We start from the raw sequence: 15,342 nt of genomic DNA, 5'->3' as shown, positions 1-15,342 counted from the left end.
TCAGCGACTCGCGGAGGCGATGGCGACCGGAACCCAACCGCCGAGCACATTCGACGGCGTGAACTGCTTCGCTTCGTCGGCAGTGAGCACACGACGCGATCCGCTCTGCACTGCGCCAGGTCCCGTCGCGCGGAATTCCACGAAGCGTGCGGCCGAGGGTTCGTACCAGGTCCGCGTGCCCGTCGAATCGACGGACGACATGCGGTCCCAGCCCTTCTCGCCTATGTGGTCGTCCATCCAGCAATCGACGAATGCAACCGCGCTATTGACCGTCGCGTCAGCGAAGGGATGCCAGGGTCGTCCGAGCGTGACGGAGTTCTTCGCCATCTGCGCGTTCTCTTTCTTCAAGCGACTCCGGACGAACAGAAAGCCATACGGATGATCGCCCTTGGTGCTCGGCGCCGTGATGTAGCCGTTGTTCGTCGCACTGCCTCGATCGCGCGATACGATGTCGCATTCGTCGAACACCGTCTGCCCTGCCCCGAAGATGAAGTCGACGTTGCCCCAGACTTCACATTTGTAGAAGTAGCTCCGGCCGGAGTTTGGGAACAGAGTGTCCTGATAGCCGGTGATCTTCACGTTCACGAACGTCGCCCGATCGCTGCCGAGGTCGGTCATCAGCGCGACTCCCTGCGCGTTCTTGAACTTCGTCCGGTCGCTGTCGGGCTTCACCATGTTCGCCGGATAGTCGAACGAATTTTCGATCGTCATGTTCTCGGCGCGAAAGTCCGGAGCAACGATGCGAAGCGTGAAGCTTCCGCGCGTTCCGTACGTGCCACCCGTCGGCGTCGGCGTATCGGACGCGGCGTCGAAGGTGAGTACGGCGCCGTCGCGTGACTCGCCGAGCAGCGTGACGCGCGGACGATCGACCGTGAGCTTTTCGCGGTAGCGGCCGTTGCGGAGAAACACGATTGCGCGCGACGAGCCATTCGCCGGAAGGCCCGTGAGCGCCGCGCCGACGCTGCGATACGTCGGTGCGCCGTTGGAGATTGCGCCGTCGGCGCCGTTGAACTTCGCATCGACGATCGCGGCATATTCTCCGCCACCGAGCGGCAGCGTGGCAGCGCTACCGGGGAAAGGAACGAACTTCTTTTCGCAATCGAGACGCGGTGCTTCGGTCGTCGTTCCAGTGAGCTGAACGTTCTCGCCAGTGATTGCGAGATTCGATGGGCCTGGGCCTTTGGTGATTGCCGCAAACGACGCCTGCACCTTGATCGCGCTCGGTTTGTCGAACACGACGTCGTCCCAGGACATTCGGAGCATGCGCGCGGCATCGTACCCATCGAGAATCACCTTGCCGCCGTCGAGCACGCGAACGCCCTTGAGGCGAATGTCGCGGAACTCGGGAATCAGATTGCCTGTCGTCTGGGCACTCGCCGTGTAGTGTGTATCCATCTCGATCACGTTCTTCGTATTCTGAATGCAGACGTCGCGATACTCGATGTCGTGCACGAGACCGCCGCGGCTCGCGTTCGACTTGATCCGGAGCCCGTTGTCCGCACCGTCGATCGACAGGTCGAAAACACGAATGGCGTGCGCGCCGCCGTCGGTTTCACTACCGATCGAAACACCATGACCGCGATAGAAGCGATTGTGCGAAATCGTGATGTTCGAGCTGGGGCCGGTGTTGCCTGCCTTGATGGCAACGTCGTCATCGCCCGTGTTGATGTAGCTGTGGGTGATCGTGACGTTGGTCGCGCTTGCGGGATCGATTCCGTCGGTATTTCGCGCGCGGGGATCCGGCGTGTTGATCACCACGCCCCACGCCGTGAAGCCGTTGCCGCGATCGTAGACAACGTGGAAGTTCGGCGAGTTGCGGAGTGTGATCTTGTAGAGCGTGAAGTCGTCGGTGCGATTGATCTGGAGCAGTCGCGGGCAGCTTTGGCTCTGGTTCTTCACCTTGGCGAACTGCGCGAGATCCCACCACGACGAATCACGGCCGACGAGCTTTGCCCAGCCGCGGCCATCGATCGTGCCGGGACCCATGACACCAGAGCCGTTGGCACGCTCGGTGGTGATGAGCGCCTTGCACGCATGACCCTTTTCGTCAACGGTGCCGCAGCGCTTCGACTGATCGATGTCGTACTCGCGTGGGTCGCGCGACGCAAAGAGAATCGCGTTCGTGTCGACGACGAGCGTCACGCCCCGCTTGAGCGTCAACGGACCTGTGAGAAAGGCACGTTGAGCACCGCTGGCCTTGAGCACCACCGCCCGACCGCCAGTACAGCGGTCGATCGCATCCTGGATACGCTTCGTATCCAGCTTGCGCTCGTCAGCGTCAGCGAGCGTGGTGTCGGCGACCGGCGCGAGCAATGCGGTGATCGTTGCGCAGGCCGCGGGAAACTTTGGTTCAGTGACGGTACGCGTATCCTGCGCCGCGAGGTGCGACGCGAGCGGAAGCGCGGCCGCGAGCGAAAGGGCGAGGTACGCGCGCATCGTTAGCGACTCGCCGAACGTGTGCCGGTGACGAACGTGAGCGCAATCGGAGTGCCCACGCGCTGCGCAGACTGATCGAGATACGTCCACCAATCGCGCACGTCGCGGAAGTCGCCACTGTCCGTCCAACCAGCGCCGATGTAGTAGCTCACTGGCTGCCCAGACTTGGCGCGCGAGATCGCTAGATAGTGGTCGCTCGTCTCTTTCCAATCGAGCACGGAATTGCGCGGCATCAAGATGCCGATGCCCAAGTCGCCGTGACCGCCATCCTTTGGAAGGAGCGGTCCCCACATCGACAGCCAGGCCCACGCGTTCGCCTTGCTCTCGGAACCGACGACGCTCTTTCGCTTCACGATGCCCGTCGCCCACGGAATGTCGGTGACGCCGTTCTCGGCGCGGAAGATGCTCGTGACATGATTGAGATTCTGCCCGGCGTCGATCGCAACGCGCTTCGTTTCGGTGACACGCATGCCGGGTGCGTCCCACGGCTGATACTGCAACTCGAAAATCGCGCGAACCGGACCGTTGGCGATGATGCGCTGGCTCTTGAAGTTCCACGCGCGATAGAGCGTGTCGTTCTTCCAAATGGCCGTGCCGCCGGCACCGAGCGTCTGACCAACGTCGAAGAAGTCGGCGCCTTCGCCCGTATCACGGTGATAGTTGTCGTGTCCCTTCTCGTACCACTTCTCGACGATCGGATCGCGAACGCGCTTGACCCAGATATCGACGCCGCTGCTGAGGAGCGAGTCGACCTTCCAGAGACCCTGACCATAGATGCGGTACGCGATGCGATCGCTTTCCCACGCCACGTCGTCGCGCGGCATCATGTGCGCGGCATAGACGCGCACCTTCGCCGGCTTCGCTTTCGCCGCCTCGGGTTCGACGACGAATGATTTGATCTCGCCAGGAGCAAATGTTGCCTGGAAGATCAGTTCGTCCATCGTGCCGTCGCCCTCGTTGTCGACTACCTGCGACACGACCTCGTTGCCCGACGCCAGGTCGACGACGCGCACTTTCGTCGGCGAGGCCGACGGCAGCTTGCCGACGACATCGGACCACTTGAGCGCAAGCGTCTCGTCGACACGCGTGAACGTCAGCGTGTTCTCGGCCCGCACTTGCAGCGAAGCGACTTGCGCGACCACGGGCGATGCGACGAGGAGGCCGGCGATTGCCAACAGCGAACGCACCGCAGCGGGGCTAACGATTGTTCTTGCGCTCATTTCAGTTCCCTCATGTCGACCGGTTGCATGTCGGTAAAGTCCTGGTTCTCGCCGCCCATGGCCCAACAGAACGCGTAGTTGGTCGTGCCGGAGCCCGAGTGAATCGACCACGACGGGGAGAGCACGACCTCTTCGTTGCGCACGACGACGTGACGTGTTTCGGTCGGCTCACCCATGAGGTGCACGACCACGGCATCGTCGGGGATGTTGAAATACAGATAGACCTCGGTGCGACGATGATGCGTGTGCGACGGCATCGTGTTCCACACGCTGCCCGGCATCAGCTCAGTGACGCCCATGACGAGCTGCGCGCTCTTGGCGCCGCCACCGTGAATGAACTTCGCGAGTTTGCGGCGATTCGCGCGTTCGGTCGTTCCGAGCTCCGCAACGTCTGCAGACGCGGCCGGGGCGTGCGCGACCGGATGTGACGCGTGTGCCGGATAGCTCACGAGATAGTATCGCGCCGGCGTGCTCGCGTCGTCGCTCGCGAATGCGATGTCGAGGCTGCCGCGGCCGATGTACAACACGTCGCGCGATTGCATCGGATGCGTCTTACCGTCGACCGTGATCGTCCCAGGGCCGCCGATGTTCAAGACACCCAACTCGCGACGCTCGGTGAAGTACTGCGCCGCAAACGACGGCGGCGCATCGAGTCTCAGCGGCGTGTTCAGCGGAATAGCCCCGCCGAGTACGACGCGATCGAGGTCGATGTGGCGGAGCGTGATCTCGCCCGACTTGAATAGGCCCTGAACGAGAAAGCCCTCACGGAGTTCATCGGTCGTGAGCTGCTTTGTGCGCTGTGCGTCTGGCGTGTATTGCATCCCGTGTCCTATCGAGCCATCCATCCGCCGTCGACGACGAGGACGTGGCCGTTGATGTAATTGCTGGCTGGCGACGCGAGAAACACCACGGCGCCAGCGAGGTCGGAGGGCTCGCCCCACCGACCGGCGGGAATGCGAGCGCTGATGTCGGTGTAGCGCTGAGCGTCGTCGCGCAGTCGTTGGGTGTTGTCGGTCGAGAAGTAGCCCGGCGCGATCGCGTTGATCTGGACGTCGTGCTTGGCCCACTCGTTCGCGAGCGCCTTCGTAAGTCCTGCGACGGCGTGTTTGCTTGCCGTATAGGCGGGCACCGTGATGCCGCCACTGAACGACAGCAGCGAGGCGACGTTGATGATCTTTCCCGCGCGCCGCTCGATCATCTTCCGGCCCAGATGCTGGCTCAGGAAGAACACCGCGTCGAGGTTGGTGCGCATCACGCGATCCCACTCGTCGGCCGGAAAGTCCACCGCCGGAAATCGGGCGATAGAGCCGCCGTTGTTGACGAGAATATCGATCGAGCCCGCGTTGCGCTCGGCATCCGCAACCATCGCTTGAAGCTCGTCGCGATTCGCAAGATCCGCCGACGCGGTCCACGCTCGTCGACCGAGTGCACGAACAGCATCTGCCGTTTCAGATGCGCCATTCGGCTTGGAGCTCGCACACACGACGTCAGCGCCGGCTTCTGCGAGTGCGATGGCCATCGCCTGCCCCAGCCCACGACTGGCACCCGTCACGAGCGCAACCTTGCCACTCAGCGAAAAGAGATCCATAACGCTCATCGTCCCAACTCGTGCGCAGCAAGGATGAACGCGCCGACTCCCTTGTAGTCGTTCGAGACCACAGGCTCGCTGACGTAGTACTCATAGGTGCCGTCGCGCGGCGGATCACCACCGAGTCCAGCGACCTTGCAAATACTGTTGATCGACACGAGCCCGTTCGGCTCGACCGAAACGAAGTTGGCAACCATCCCATCGAAGCCACGCTCCGCCAGCGCGCGGTACGTCGGCGACAAATAGCCCATGCGCGCGCCCTTCGCGAACGCGTAGACGAACATCGACGAGCCCGATGCCTCGAGATAGTTCTTGGTGCGATTCGGCTGATCGAGCACCTGCCACCACACGCCGCTTACGGGATCGCGGACACTCGCGACGGCTTCGGAAAGTTGCTGGACGATCCGAATCAACTCGGCGCGATCGCGATGCGTCTTGGGCAGGTAGTCGAGCACGTCGACGGCGGCCATGAGATACCAGCCGACGGCGCGGCCCCAGAAATTCTTTGAGAGCCCAGTCGCCGGATCCGCCCAGGCTTGTTGACGCACCGAATCCCACGCGTGGTAGTACAATCCCGTCTTGGGATCACGCAGATGGCGCGCGACGAGCAGGAACTGCCGCACGACGTCATTCATCGCGACGGTATCGCGGTGACGTAGCGCGTATTCCGCATAAAACGGCTCGGCCATATACAGGCCATCGAGCCACATCTGCTGCGGATAGATCTTCTTGTGCCAGAAACCACCCTCGGCCGTGCGCGGATGCGTGCGCAACTGTTCGCGCAATGCGTCGGCGGCGCGCATGTACCGCGAGTCCTTCGTTCGATCTGCGAGCGCAAACAACGCTCTGCCTTCGTTGATCTGATCGAGGTTGTATTCGCTCGCCGTGTATGTGGCAATACTGCCATCGGCCCGAACGAGCGAGTCGATGCTCTTCTTCACGTACGCCGCGTATTTGGGATCCTTCGTCGTGACGCCGACCCGATCGAGCGCAGTCAGCATCAGCCCGGCGGTGTAGTCCCACTTCTCGTAGACGACGGCATTCCGCTGCATCACCGACTCGGCGACGCGAACCGACCATGATTTGGTGGTTTGCGCCCCGGCCGTTGCGGCCAGCGCCGTGAGCAATCCGAGTGCGCGCGCTTTCATTTGGCCGATACGCCGTTGATCGTGGTGTTCGTGAACGTCAAACCGCGCACGTGATCGGTGACATTGCCCTTCGCGACGTTGTCGAAGCGGCAGTCGACGACGCGAATGTTCTCGATGGGCGCGTTCGGGAACCCGCGGAGGTACAGACCATACGCACTCCGTTTACTCGTGACGTTGCGAATTTCGACGTCGCGCGCGACGGGCGTGAAGCTTCCCTTGTCTCCTTCCTCGTAGAAGAAGTCGATCGAAAGGACGGAATCGGCCACCTGGCCAATGACGACATCACGCATGTAGATGTGCTCGAGCACACCGCCTCGCATCGCGTTGTTCTTGAGACGCAGCGCACGGTCGAGGAGCGGACTGTCCATGCGACAATCGTGCGTGAAGACGTTCCAGCAGCCTCCGGAGATCTCGCTGCCAATCGTCACGCCGCCATGACCGTTCCGCATCTCACAGTGGCGGACGATGATGTTCTCGCTCGGTAGGTTCAATCGCCGGCCGTCGCCATTGCGACCCGACTTGATCGCGATGCAATCGTCACCCGTGTTGAACACACACCGTTCGATGAGCACGTCTCGGCACGACTCTGGATCGCATCCGTCGTTGTTGGGTCCAAGCGTGTTGATCGTCACGCCGCGCACGGTGACGTTCGTGCAGAGCACCGGATGGATCTCCCACATCGGGGAGTTCAGAATCGTGACGCCTTCGATGAGGACGTTCTTGCACCGATACGGCTGAACGAAGTTCGGCCGGATGTAGTCGCCCTCGCCGAATCGCCGCCGTGCGACCGGCGTGCCGTCTTCGCCCATCGCGAGCAATCGCTGACGGGCTGCGTTGTAGTTCGGCGCGCCTTTCGTCCAGCCGAAATCCGCACTCCCCTTCCACGGCCACCAATGCGCATGGTCGGCCTGACCATCGAGCGTGCCCTCGCCGGTGATCGCGACGTTCTCGCGTTCATACGCATAGATGAACGGCGAGTAGTTCATCAGCTCCGTGCCCTCGAAGCGCGTGAGCACGGCGGGCAGGAAGTGCGCGGGATTCTGACTGAACGCCAGCGTCGCATCGCGACTGACGTGCAGATTGACGTTGCTCTCCAGATGAACCGCGCCAGTGAGAAAGCGACCGGCGGGAACCACCACACGGCCGCCACCAGCGGCACTGCACGCGGCAATCGCAGCACGAATGGCCGCGGTGCAATCGGCGCCACCAGGGCGCGCGCCGTACCGAGTGATGTCGAAGGCGCGATCGGGAAAGCGCGGCGGGACGATGCGCGCGAGAATGTCCGGCATCTGCGCCCATCCGCGCGTTCGCGGCGACGGTGCCTCAGAGCCTTTCGTCGCCTTGCATGCGAGCGCGCCAAGTGGCGACGCGAGCAACGCGCCGCCGCCAACCATCCGGAGAAAGTCGCGACGGTCGGTCTGCACGGCTACAACTCGGCCCGCTTGAGCGTTGGCGCGAGCAGCTGAATCACGATCAGTGCACTCACGTACGCGAGCCCGCAGACAACGAAGATCGGCGTGTAGTTGCTGCCGTTGTTTTGCAGCACCCAGCCGGTCGCGCGCTGAAAGAGCACACCGCCTGCGGCCCCGAAGAATCCACCGATTCCCACGACCGATCCAAGCGCCGACCGTGGGAACATGTCGCTCGACAGCGTGAAAATGTTGGCTGACCACCACTGATGCGCGGCGGCCGCAACGCTCACGATCGCAACGGCGATCCACATGCTGCTCGCTGCAGGGGCAAACATCGTTGGCACGATCGCCAACGCGGCAATCAGCATCGCCGTCTTGCGCGCGGCGTTCACCGACCAGCCGCGATTGATGAAGAAACCGGACAGCCAGCCACCGAACACCGATCCGCCGTCGGCCATCAAATAGATCACGACGATCGGCGCGGTGATCGATCCGAGTTTGATGCCATAGCGCGCGTCGAGAAACTTCGGCAACCAATAGAGATAGAACCACCAGATCGGATCGGTCATGAACTTTCCGATCGCGAAGGCCCACGTTTGGCGATGCTTCAGCAGTTCAACCCAACGAACCGCCACGCGCGGCTCGGCTGGATCGCTGCGAATGTGTTCGAGTTCCTCGCTGCTGACTTTGGAGTGTCGCTCTGGCGGCTGATAGACGAGCAGCCAAGCGCCAAGCCATAGAAAGCCCAGCGCGCCGGTTGCGATGAACGCCGCGCGCCATCCCCAGTTCAACGCGATCCATGGAACGAGGATTGGCGTGACGATCGCGCCAACGTTCGAACCGGCATTGAAGATGCCGGTCGCAAACGCCCGCTCACGTGCCGGAAACCACTCGGCGATGGTCTTGATCGACGCCGGAAAGTTTCCCGATTCGCCTAGGCCGAGCGCAAAGCGCGCGGCGCTGAACCCGGTAGCCGTTCTCGCGAACGCCGTCGACATTGCTGCGACGCTCCAGATGACGATCGAGCCAGCGAAGCCGCGCTTCGTACCGAATCGATCCATGATCCGGCCGGCAAAGAGAAACCCGAGCGCGTACGCTACGGAGAACCACGACACGATCGCCCCATACTGCTCCTCATTCCAACCGATGTCTTTCGACAGCGACGGAGCGAGAAGGCCGAGAATCTGGCGATCGATGTAGTTGATGGTCGTCGCAAAGAAGAGCAATGCGCAAATCGTCCATCGGTATCGACCGATGCGAGCCATGGTGCTCTCGACGCCCATCGTGGTTTCCATTGTCTACCTCTGAACGCGGCCGCTCGCGTCACCACCCATGAGCGCCTCGACTTCCGGAACGCTCACACGGTTGATGTCGCCGAGGATCGAGTGTTTGAGACACGAGGCCGCGGTCGCGAACTCGAGGCCCTTCTGATCGTCCTTGTACGCGCGCAGTCCGTAGATCAGTCCCGCGGCAAACGAATCGCCACCGCCGACACGATCGACAATGTCGGTGATGTCGTAGTGACGGCTCGTGAGGAAATCGTTGCCGTTGTACAACACCGCGCTCCAGCCGTTCCGATCGGCACTGTGGCTCTCGCGCAGCGTGATGACCTGCTTTTCGAGATTCGGAAACTCTTTGAGTACACGCTGAGCGAGGGCGCGGTACTTGTCGTGCTCGAGCTCACCGCTCTTCACATCGACGTCGACCTCGATGCCGAGTGCCTTCTGACAGTCTTCCTCGTTGGCGATTCCCACGGTCGCGTAGGCAACGAGCTGGCGCATCACTTCCGACGCCTTCTTGCCGTAGCGCCAGAGATTCTTGCGATAGTTGTAGTCGCACGAGACGGTCAGTCCCTTCTCCCGCGCTGCTTTCGCCGTGGCAATCGACAGCTCGGCGGCCGACGCGCTGATCGCGGGCGTCACACCGCTGATGTGGAACCAATCGGCGCCATCGAAGATCGCGTCGAAATCAAAGTCGCCAACCTTCGCGGTCGAGATCGACGAACCTGCGCGATCATACGTGACGCGCGACGGACGCTGGTTCGCGCCATTCTCGAGGAAGTAGATCCCGAGCCGCTCGCCCTGACGCCGAAGCATCGACGTATCGACGCCAAACGACTTGAGCGTGGCAACGCACGAGTCGCCGACGTTGTTCGCGGGAATCGCCGAGACGAAACGCGCGTCGACCCCAAACTGCGCGAGGGATGCAGCAACATTCGCCTCGGCGCCACCGAACGTCGCCTCGAGCATGGGCGACTGGAAGAGTCGCTCGAAGCCCGGCGACTTGAGGCGAAGCATGACTTCACCGAACGTGACGACGCGTGTCATACGTTCACCAACTGCGGCTTGCCGCTCGCTGCGTCCACGGCGCGACGCGACTCATCGCGAATCCGATCGAACTGTTTGGCCGCGATCCACTCGGTCGGCGCCATCCACGAACCACCGCACGCCACGATCCGATTGAACGCCAGATAGGTCGCAATGTTGCTCGCGTTGATCCCACCGGTCGGCATGAAGTTCACGCCGACGTACGGGCCGGCAATCGCTTTGAGGAACGCAAGCCCACCGCTCTGCTCGGCCGGAAAGAACTTGAGTGTCGTCAGGCCCTTTTCGAGCGCGGCTTCGACTTCGGTCGGCGTGCAGATGCCCGGATACACCGGCAGCCCGTGCTCGAGACAGTAGTCGACCATTCGCGGTCCGAAGCCAGGCGCGACGATGAACTGCGCGCCGGCGTCGCGTGCGGCCTTCGCCTGCTCGGGCGTCAACACGGTGCCAGCGCCGATGAACATCTCGGGCACTTCAGCCGCGATGCGACGCAGCGCTTCACTCGCGCGCGGTGTACGGAAGGTGATCTCGGCGCATGCCAGACCGCCGGCGAGCAGCGCTCGGGCGAGAGGAACGGCATCATCGGGATCGTCGATCACGATGACGGGAACGACGCGCGTCGCGCGCAAGCGCTCGAGCGCCTCGGCCGCAGACGGGAGTGCGTTGGTCATGTCAGTGCGGTTTCGGTAAGGTGTGCATCGATCGCGGCCAGGACGCCTTGTCGAAGAATTTTGATCAGATGATCGCTGATCGCGTCGGTGAAGCCGGGAACGTCTGCGAGTTCAGCGCCCCACAGCGCGCGGTCGTCACAAATGGCGCGAACAAAATCGCCAATCGATTCGTCGGACGACAGGACGACGTGCTCCCACGCCGACCGGACGCGGGCGCCGTCGGAATCCTCGGGCATTGCCAGTCCGGCCGTTGCGCGGGCCGTGTGCATTTCGCCGCGCATGAACGCCAGGTACGCAGCAAAGCCAAACGCCAGCGACGTTGGAGTACGCCCGGTTCGCGCGGCGAATTCAACGATCGACGGTACGACACGAACACGCATCTTGGTCGTGCCGTACAGCGTGATGTCGAGCAGGCTGTGTCGGATGTACGGATTCGCAAACCGCGCCATCACGTCGGCCGCGAACGCCTCGGCGTTTGGCGCTTCGAGCGACGGCACGATTTCATCGAAAAGCATGCGGCGAATCAAGCGCCCAACGCGCTCGTCGGATACCGCATCGCGCACCGTCTCCAAACCGGCCAGCAACGCCACCGACACCGACGCCGTGTGTGTTCCGTTCAGCAGCCGCACCTTCCGCTCGCGGTAGGGCCGAATGTCCGGCGCAACGATGATCCGCGGCTCTCCAATCGAAAAGCCGAGGCGTTGGCGTAATGCCTCGCCGCCTTGAATCGCGAAGAGTGCGTAGGTCTCCGACGCGATGAGCAGATCGTCATGGTAGCCGAGGTGCCGCTCGAGCCGCTGAGTGTCAGCAGCGTCGACGGCGCCAGGAACGATACGATCGACGAGCGTGTTGCAGAACGTGACGCTGTGATCCAGCCAGTGCTCGAAGCGAGCGCCGAGCCGCCAACGTCGAACCAACTGCTCGACGATTCGGCGGAGCACGTCGCCGTTGTCTTCGATCAGCTCGCAGGGGAGAACGACTACACCGCGATGCGAATCGTAGTCGAAGGCGCGCGCGCGCTCGAACAGAAAGCGCGTCAGTTTTCCTGGAAACGATTGCGGCGGGTTCGCATCGAACGAGTCGGATTCGTCGAGGACGATACCAACTTCGGTCGTGTTCGAGACGATGACTTCGATCGCCGGATCCGCCGCGAGGGCGAGCACGGCGTTCCAATCGTCACGCGCCGAAAGCGCGCGATTAAGTGAACCAACGATGGTCCGGTGCTCGGCCGCCTGCGCGCCGTCCATGCCCTGGGTAACGAGCGTATAGAGCCCGTCTTGCTCATTGAGTCGTGCATCGCGCGTACTTCCGGTCGACGATACCGCGACGACCGAACCAGAAAAACTCTCTCGCCGGTTCGCCTGATCGACGAAGTACTCGACGAAGCCGCGAAGAAACGCGCCGGTGCCAAACTGGACAACCCGTTCCGGCAATCCCACTGCGTGCGGCGGTGGAACGTCGACCACGCCGCTGGCATCACGCCGCAGTGTGGCTAGAACCTCGCGAGACAGCCTCGGCAACGCTTCCATCTACAGCGTGACTCCTTCCTTCCAAATCGCGATTTCGCGATAGCCGTTTTTTTCGTTGTTCGTCAAACGTGTGCCTGAAGCAACGTCGAGGATGAGCGCGAACAAATCGTCTTCGAGCTGCGCCATCGGCTTGGAACCGTCGAGCAACGCGCCGGCATTGAAGTCGATCCAGTGTGGCTTCTTCGCCGCAATTTCGCTGTTCGACGACACTTTGATCGTCGGCACCGGGAAGCCCAGTGGCGTGCCGCGACCAGTCGTGAAGAGCAGCAGCGTAGCGCCGCTGACGACCATTGCCGTCGACGAAACGCCATCGTTGCCGGGCGACTCCAACAGATTCAAGCCTGATGCTTGAAGCGGCTTGCCATAGCGAAGAACGCTCGACACCGGCGCGCGTCCACCCTTCTGAATGGCGCCGAGTGATTTCTCTTCGAGCGTCGTGAGACCGCCTGCTTTGTTGCCGGGCGACGGATTCTCGTAGACGGGCTGGTTGTGCCGAAGGAAGTACGCCTTGAAATCGTTGATCATCGAGACGATGTCGCCGAATACGCCTTCGTCGACCGCGCGATTCATTAACATTTGCTCGGCGCCAAACATCTCCGGCACTTCGGTGAGCAGTACGCTGCCACCGATCGAGGTCATGCGATCCGCGATGCGACCGAGTAGAGCGTTTGCGCTGATGCCGCTGAAACCATCGGAGCCGCCGCACTTATGACCCAGCACGAGGTCCGACACCGGACAGTCGGTGCGACGATCGGCGCGAATTCGCTCGACGAGCTTGGCGACGGCGCCCGTTCCCTCTTCGAGTTCGTCGATCACGTCTTGCGTGTTGAAGAACGCCACGCGCTCGCGATCGATCGGACCGGCGAGCCGCATCAACTCGTCGAGCTGATTGTTCTCGCAGCCAAGTCCGAGAATCAACACTCCGCCGGCGTTCGGATGGCGCAGAAGACCAGCCAATACCTGCTGAGTGTTCTTTAAATCGTCGCCGAGCTGGCTGCAGCCGTACGGGTGCGCAAAGGCGTGGACGCCGTCGATCTGGCCGGCGAACTTCTCGCCCGCCTGCTTCGCGATTCGCTCGGCTGCGTGATTGACGCACCCAACCGTGTTGAGAACCCAGAGTTCGTTACGCGTTCCGACCCGCCCGTTCGCGCGACGGTAGCCAGAGAACGTCGGAAGCTGAGCGGGTGCGGCCGAGCGCGGCAGTGAGTTCGGGCGACTGTAGGTGTATTCGAGGAGCCCAGAGAGCGACGTGCGCAGGTTGTGCGAATGGATCCAGTCGCCGGTTTGGATTTCGGCCGTAGCGATTCCAATCGGCACACCGTACTTCGTGACAGTCTGCTCGACGTCGATCGGCGACAGCGCGACCTTGTGACCGGCAGGAATGTCCTGGCGCGCGACGACGGACTGTCCGTCGACGTCCACGCGAGTACCGGCGGCAATTGGCCGAATCGCAACGGCGACGTTATCGCCATCATGAATCCGAATGACCGCCGGTCCCACGGAGACCGCCGCGCTCTCGCGCTCCTGCGTCGCACCCAGAGTCATAGTCGATACGTATCGCGAACGAGTTCGTACGCCAACGCGCGCGCCATCTGTCGCGCATCCTCCAAGTCGATCATGTGTCTCGCGACCAGACCGCCGAGGAAGTTCGCATCGATGCGCCGAGATAGGTCGTGGCGCGCCGGAATGGAGCAGAACGCGCGCGTGTCGTCGTTGAAGCCCGCGGTGTTATAGATGCCTGCGGTCTCGGTGACCTGCTGACGAAAGCGCGTCATGCCTTCGATCGAATCGTGGAACCACCACGCCGGACCGAGGCGAACCGCCGGATAGTGTCCGGCGAGCGGCGCCAACTCGCGCGCATAATTCGATTCGTCGAGCGTGAAGAGCAACAGCGTGAAGCGCGGATCGTTGCCATACGCGTTGAGCAACGGCGCGAGGTTGCGCGTGTACTCGGTCGCAACCGGAATGTCGGCACCCTTGTCGGGACCGAATCGCTTGGCGACTGCGTGATTGTGATCGCGTAGCGCACCAGCGTGCAACTGCATGACCAAACCATCGTCTGCCGACATGCGCGCCATTTCGACGAGCATGTGCGCTTCGAATTCGCGCTGGTCCGCAGGAGTCGCCGTGCCAGCGAGTGCTTTCGCAAACAACGAATCGGCGGCTTCCGGCGTGAGTTGAACCGTGTACGGCTCGAGCACACCGTGATCGGTCGCGGTTCCACCGAGCGATTTGAAGAACTGGCGACGCTCGGCGAGCGCGACGACGAACGATGAGAAATCTGTAATTGCCCGACCGGAGACTTTGGCGAGCGCGTCGAGTTCAGCGCGCCAACCCGGCAGCGCAATACGACAGACACCGTCGGGACGGAACGTCGGGATGACGCGGCCGTTCCAATCCGAATCGCGGATGGCGCGGTGGGCGTCGAGCGAATCGCTCGCGCGGTCGGTCGTGGCGAGGACTTCGATACCGAAACGGTCGAACAGCGCCCGCGGACGAAATTCTGGGGACGCCAAACGCTCGGCGATCTGGTCGTAGACGTGGGAAGCCGTGTCGCCGTTCAGCCGGACCCTAACCCCAAACAAATCATAGAGTTCGTGGTCGAACCACGCGCCGGTTGGCGTGCCGCGAAAGAGGTAGTAGTGCTCCGCGAACCGCTGCCAGATCTTGCGTGGGTCGCCTTCGACCGGCGTCCCATCGATCGTCGGAATCCCAAGGGATTCCATGGAAACGCCCCGCGAGTACAGCATCCGGAAGATGTAGTGATCCGGGATGATTAGGAGCGCCGTGGGCTCCGGGAATGGATCGTTGTCGGCCAGGAGACTTGGCTCGACATGCCCGTGGGGACAGACCAGGGGGAGACTCCGTGTCTCTTCATAGAGACAGCGGGCCGCCTCTCGGATACTGGCATCCGGGGCAAAAAAGCGATCTTCGTGCAGCAGGAGGGGCTGCTGGGAACCTCGACTCATCTCACGTCCGCCAGGTGGGACGACTTGAAGCTTGGCCACATTTGT

12 protein-coding genes are annotated in these 15,342 nt (G+C 62.4%); all 12 read right to left on the bottom strand.

What is annotated here, in order from left to right; genetic code table 11:
* The 12 genes from AC6H4Z_RS05275 to uxaC are packed head-to-tail and all read right to left on the bottom strand — an operon-like array spanning position 1 to position 15,297.
* Complete coding sequence (locus AC6H4Z_RS05275) at positions 1-2,436, bottom strand: pectinesterase family protein (protein ID WP_497545688.1); 2,436 nt, start codon at positions 2,434-2,436, stop codon at positions 1-3.
* 2 nt (positions 2,437-2,438) lie between these two features.
* The gene (locus AC6H4Z_RS05270) at positions 2,439-3,656 is read right to left on the bottom strand and encodes a DUF4861 domain-containing protein (protein WP_497545687.1); all 1,218 of its coding nucleotides are present in this window, start codon (positions 3,654-3,656) and stop codon (positions 2,439-2,441) included.
* Positions 3,653-4,477 (bottom strand): 5-dehydro-4-deoxy-D-glucuronate isomerase, encoded by an 825-nt coding sequence (kduI, locus tag AC6H4Z_RS05265; protein ID WP_497545686.1) that lies wholly within the window; start codon positions 4,475-4,477, stop codon positions 3,653-3,655. Before kduI ends, AC6H4Z_RS05270 begins: the two co-directional genes overlap by 4 nt.
* Positions 4,478-4,485: 8 nt before the next feature.
* Positions 4,486-5,253: a 2-dehydro-3-deoxy-D-gluconate 5-dehydrogenase KduD gene (gene kduD, locus AC6H4Z_RS05260; RefSeq protein ID WP_497545685.1), complete on the bottom strand. Its 768-nt coding sequence runs from the start codon at positions 5,251-5,253 to the stop codon at positions 4,486-4,488.
* A complete protein-coding gene (locus tag AC6H4Z_RS05255; protein ID WP_497545684.1) occupies positions 5,250-6,392 on the bottom strand; it encodes a glycoside hydrolase family 88/105 protein in 1,143 nt (380 codons plus the stop codon). The genes kduD and AC6H4Z_RS05255 overlap by 4 nt, the downstream gene beginning before the upstream one ends.
* A complete protein-coding gene (locus AC6H4Z_RS05250; RefSeq protein WP_497547018.1) occupies positions 6,389-7,786 on the bottom strand; it encodes a glycoside hydrolase family 28 protein in 1,398 nt (465 codons plus the stop codon). Before AC6H4Z_RS05250 ends, AC6H4Z_RS05255 begins: the two co-directional genes overlap by 4 nt.
* A 32-nt stretch (positions 7,787-7,818) precedes the next feature.
* Positions 7,819-9,099 (bottom strand): MFS transporter, encoded by a 1,281-nt coding sequence (locus AC6H4Z_RS05245; RefSeq protein ID WP_497545683.1) that lies wholly within the window; start codon positions 9,097-9,099, stop codon positions 7,819-7,821.
* 3 nt (positions 9,100-9,102) lie between these two features.
* Positions 9,103-10,131 carry a PfkB family carbohydrate kinase gene (locus tag AC6H4Z_RS05240; RefSeq protein WP_497545682.1) on the bottom strand — a complete coding sequence of 343 codons (1,029 nt, stop codon included), beginning with the start codon at positions 10,129-10,131 and terminating at the stop codon, positions 9,103-9,105.
* Entirely contained in the window at positions 10,128-10,799 is a 672-nt protein-coding gene (locus tag AC6H4Z_RS05235; protein ID WP_497545681.1) for a bifunctional 4-hydroxy-2-oxoglutarate aldolase/2-dehydro-3-deoxy-phosphogluconate aldolase, read from the bottom strand. Before AC6H4Z_RS05235 ends, AC6H4Z_RS05240 begins: the two co-directional genes overlap by 4 nt.
* Complete coding sequence (locus AC6H4Z_RS05230; RefSeq protein ID WP_497545680.1) at positions 10,796-12,328, bottom strand: tagaturonate reductase; 1,533 nt, start codon at positions 12,326-12,328, stop codon at positions 10,796-10,798. The genes AC6H4Z_RS05235 and AC6H4Z_RS05230 overlap by 4 nt, the downstream gene beginning before the upstream one ends.
* Complete coding sequence (locus AC6H4Z_RS05225) at positions 12,329-13,873, bottom strand: UxaA family hydrolase (RefSeq protein ID WP_497545679.1); 1,545 nt, start codon at positions 13,871-13,873, stop codon at positions 12,329-12,331. It abuts the gene before it with no gap.
* Positions 13,870-15,297: a glucuronate isomerase gene (gene uxaC, locus AC6H4Z_RS05220; RefSeq protein WP_497545678.1), complete on the bottom strand. Its 1,428-nt coding sequence runs from the start codon at positions 15,295-15,297 to the stop codon at positions 13,870-13,872. The genes AC6H4Z_RS05225 and uxaC overlap by 4 nt, the downstream gene beginning before the upstream one ends.
* Positions 15,298-15,342 lie beyond the last annotated feature (45 nt).

The sequence above is a fragment of the Leucogemmata humicola genome, from assembly GCF_055379415.1.
The sequence above is the reverse complement of the archived record's forward strand: the minus strand, read 5'-3'. Positions and strand labels throughout refer to the sequence as shown.

What these genes read in the sequence shown, in the direction of transcription:
- AC6H4Z_RS05230 (WP_497545680.1), bottom strand. Translation starts at nt 12,328, where the DNA reads ATGGAAGCGTTGCCGAGGCTGTCTCGCGAGGTTCTAGCCACACTGCGG.
- kduI (WP_497545686.1), bottom strand. Translation starts at nt 4,477, where the DNA reads ATGCAATACACGCCAGACGCACAGCGCACAAAGCAGCTCACGACCGAT.
- uxaC (WP_497545678.1), bottom strand. Translation starts at nt 15,297, where the DNA reads ATGAGTCGAGGTTCCCAGCAGCCCCTCCTGCTGCACGAAGATCGCTTT.
- AC6H4Z_RS05250 (WP_497547018.1), bottom strand. Translation starts at nt 7,786, where the DNA reads ATGGTTGGCGGCGGCGCGTTGCTCGCGTCGCCACTTGGCGCGCTCGCA.
- AC6H4Z_RS05275 (WP_497545688.1), bottom strand. Translation starts at nt 2,436, where the DNA reads ATGCGCGCGTACCTCGCCCTTTCGCTCGCGGCCGCGCTTCCGCTCGCG.
- AC6H4Z_RS05245 (WP_497545683.1), bottom strand. Translation starts at nt 9,099, where the DNA reads ATGGAAACCACGATGGGCGTCGAGAGCACCATGGCTCGCATCGGTCGA.
- AC6H4Z_RS05270 (WP_497545687.1), bottom strand. Translation starts at nt 3,656, where the DNA reads ATGAGCGCAAGAACAATCGTTAGCCCCGCTGCGGTGCGTTCGCTGTTG.
- AC6H4Z_RS05255 (WP_497545684.1), bottom strand. Translation starts at nt 6,392, where the DNA reads ATGAAAGCGCGCGCACTCGGATTGCTCACGGCGCTGGCCGCAACGGCC.
- AC6H4Z_RS05235 (WP_497545681.1), bottom strand. Translation starts at nt 10,799, where the DNA reads ATGACCAACGCACTCCCGTCTGCGGCCGAGGCGCTCGAGCGCTTGCGC.
- kduD (WP_497545685.1), bottom strand. Translation starts at nt 5,253, where the DNA reads ATGAGCGTTATGGATCTCTTTTCGCTGAGTGGCAAGGTTGCGCTCGTG.
- AC6H4Z_RS05240 (WP_497545682.1), bottom strand. Translation starts at nt 10,131, where the DNA reads ATGACACGCGTCGTCACGTTCGGTGAAGTCATGCTTCGCCTCAAGTCG.
- AC6H4Z_RS05225 (WP_497545679.1), bottom strand. Translation starts at nt 13,873, where the DNA reads ATGACTCTGGGTGCGACGCAGGAGCGCGAGAGCGCGGCGGTCTCCGTG.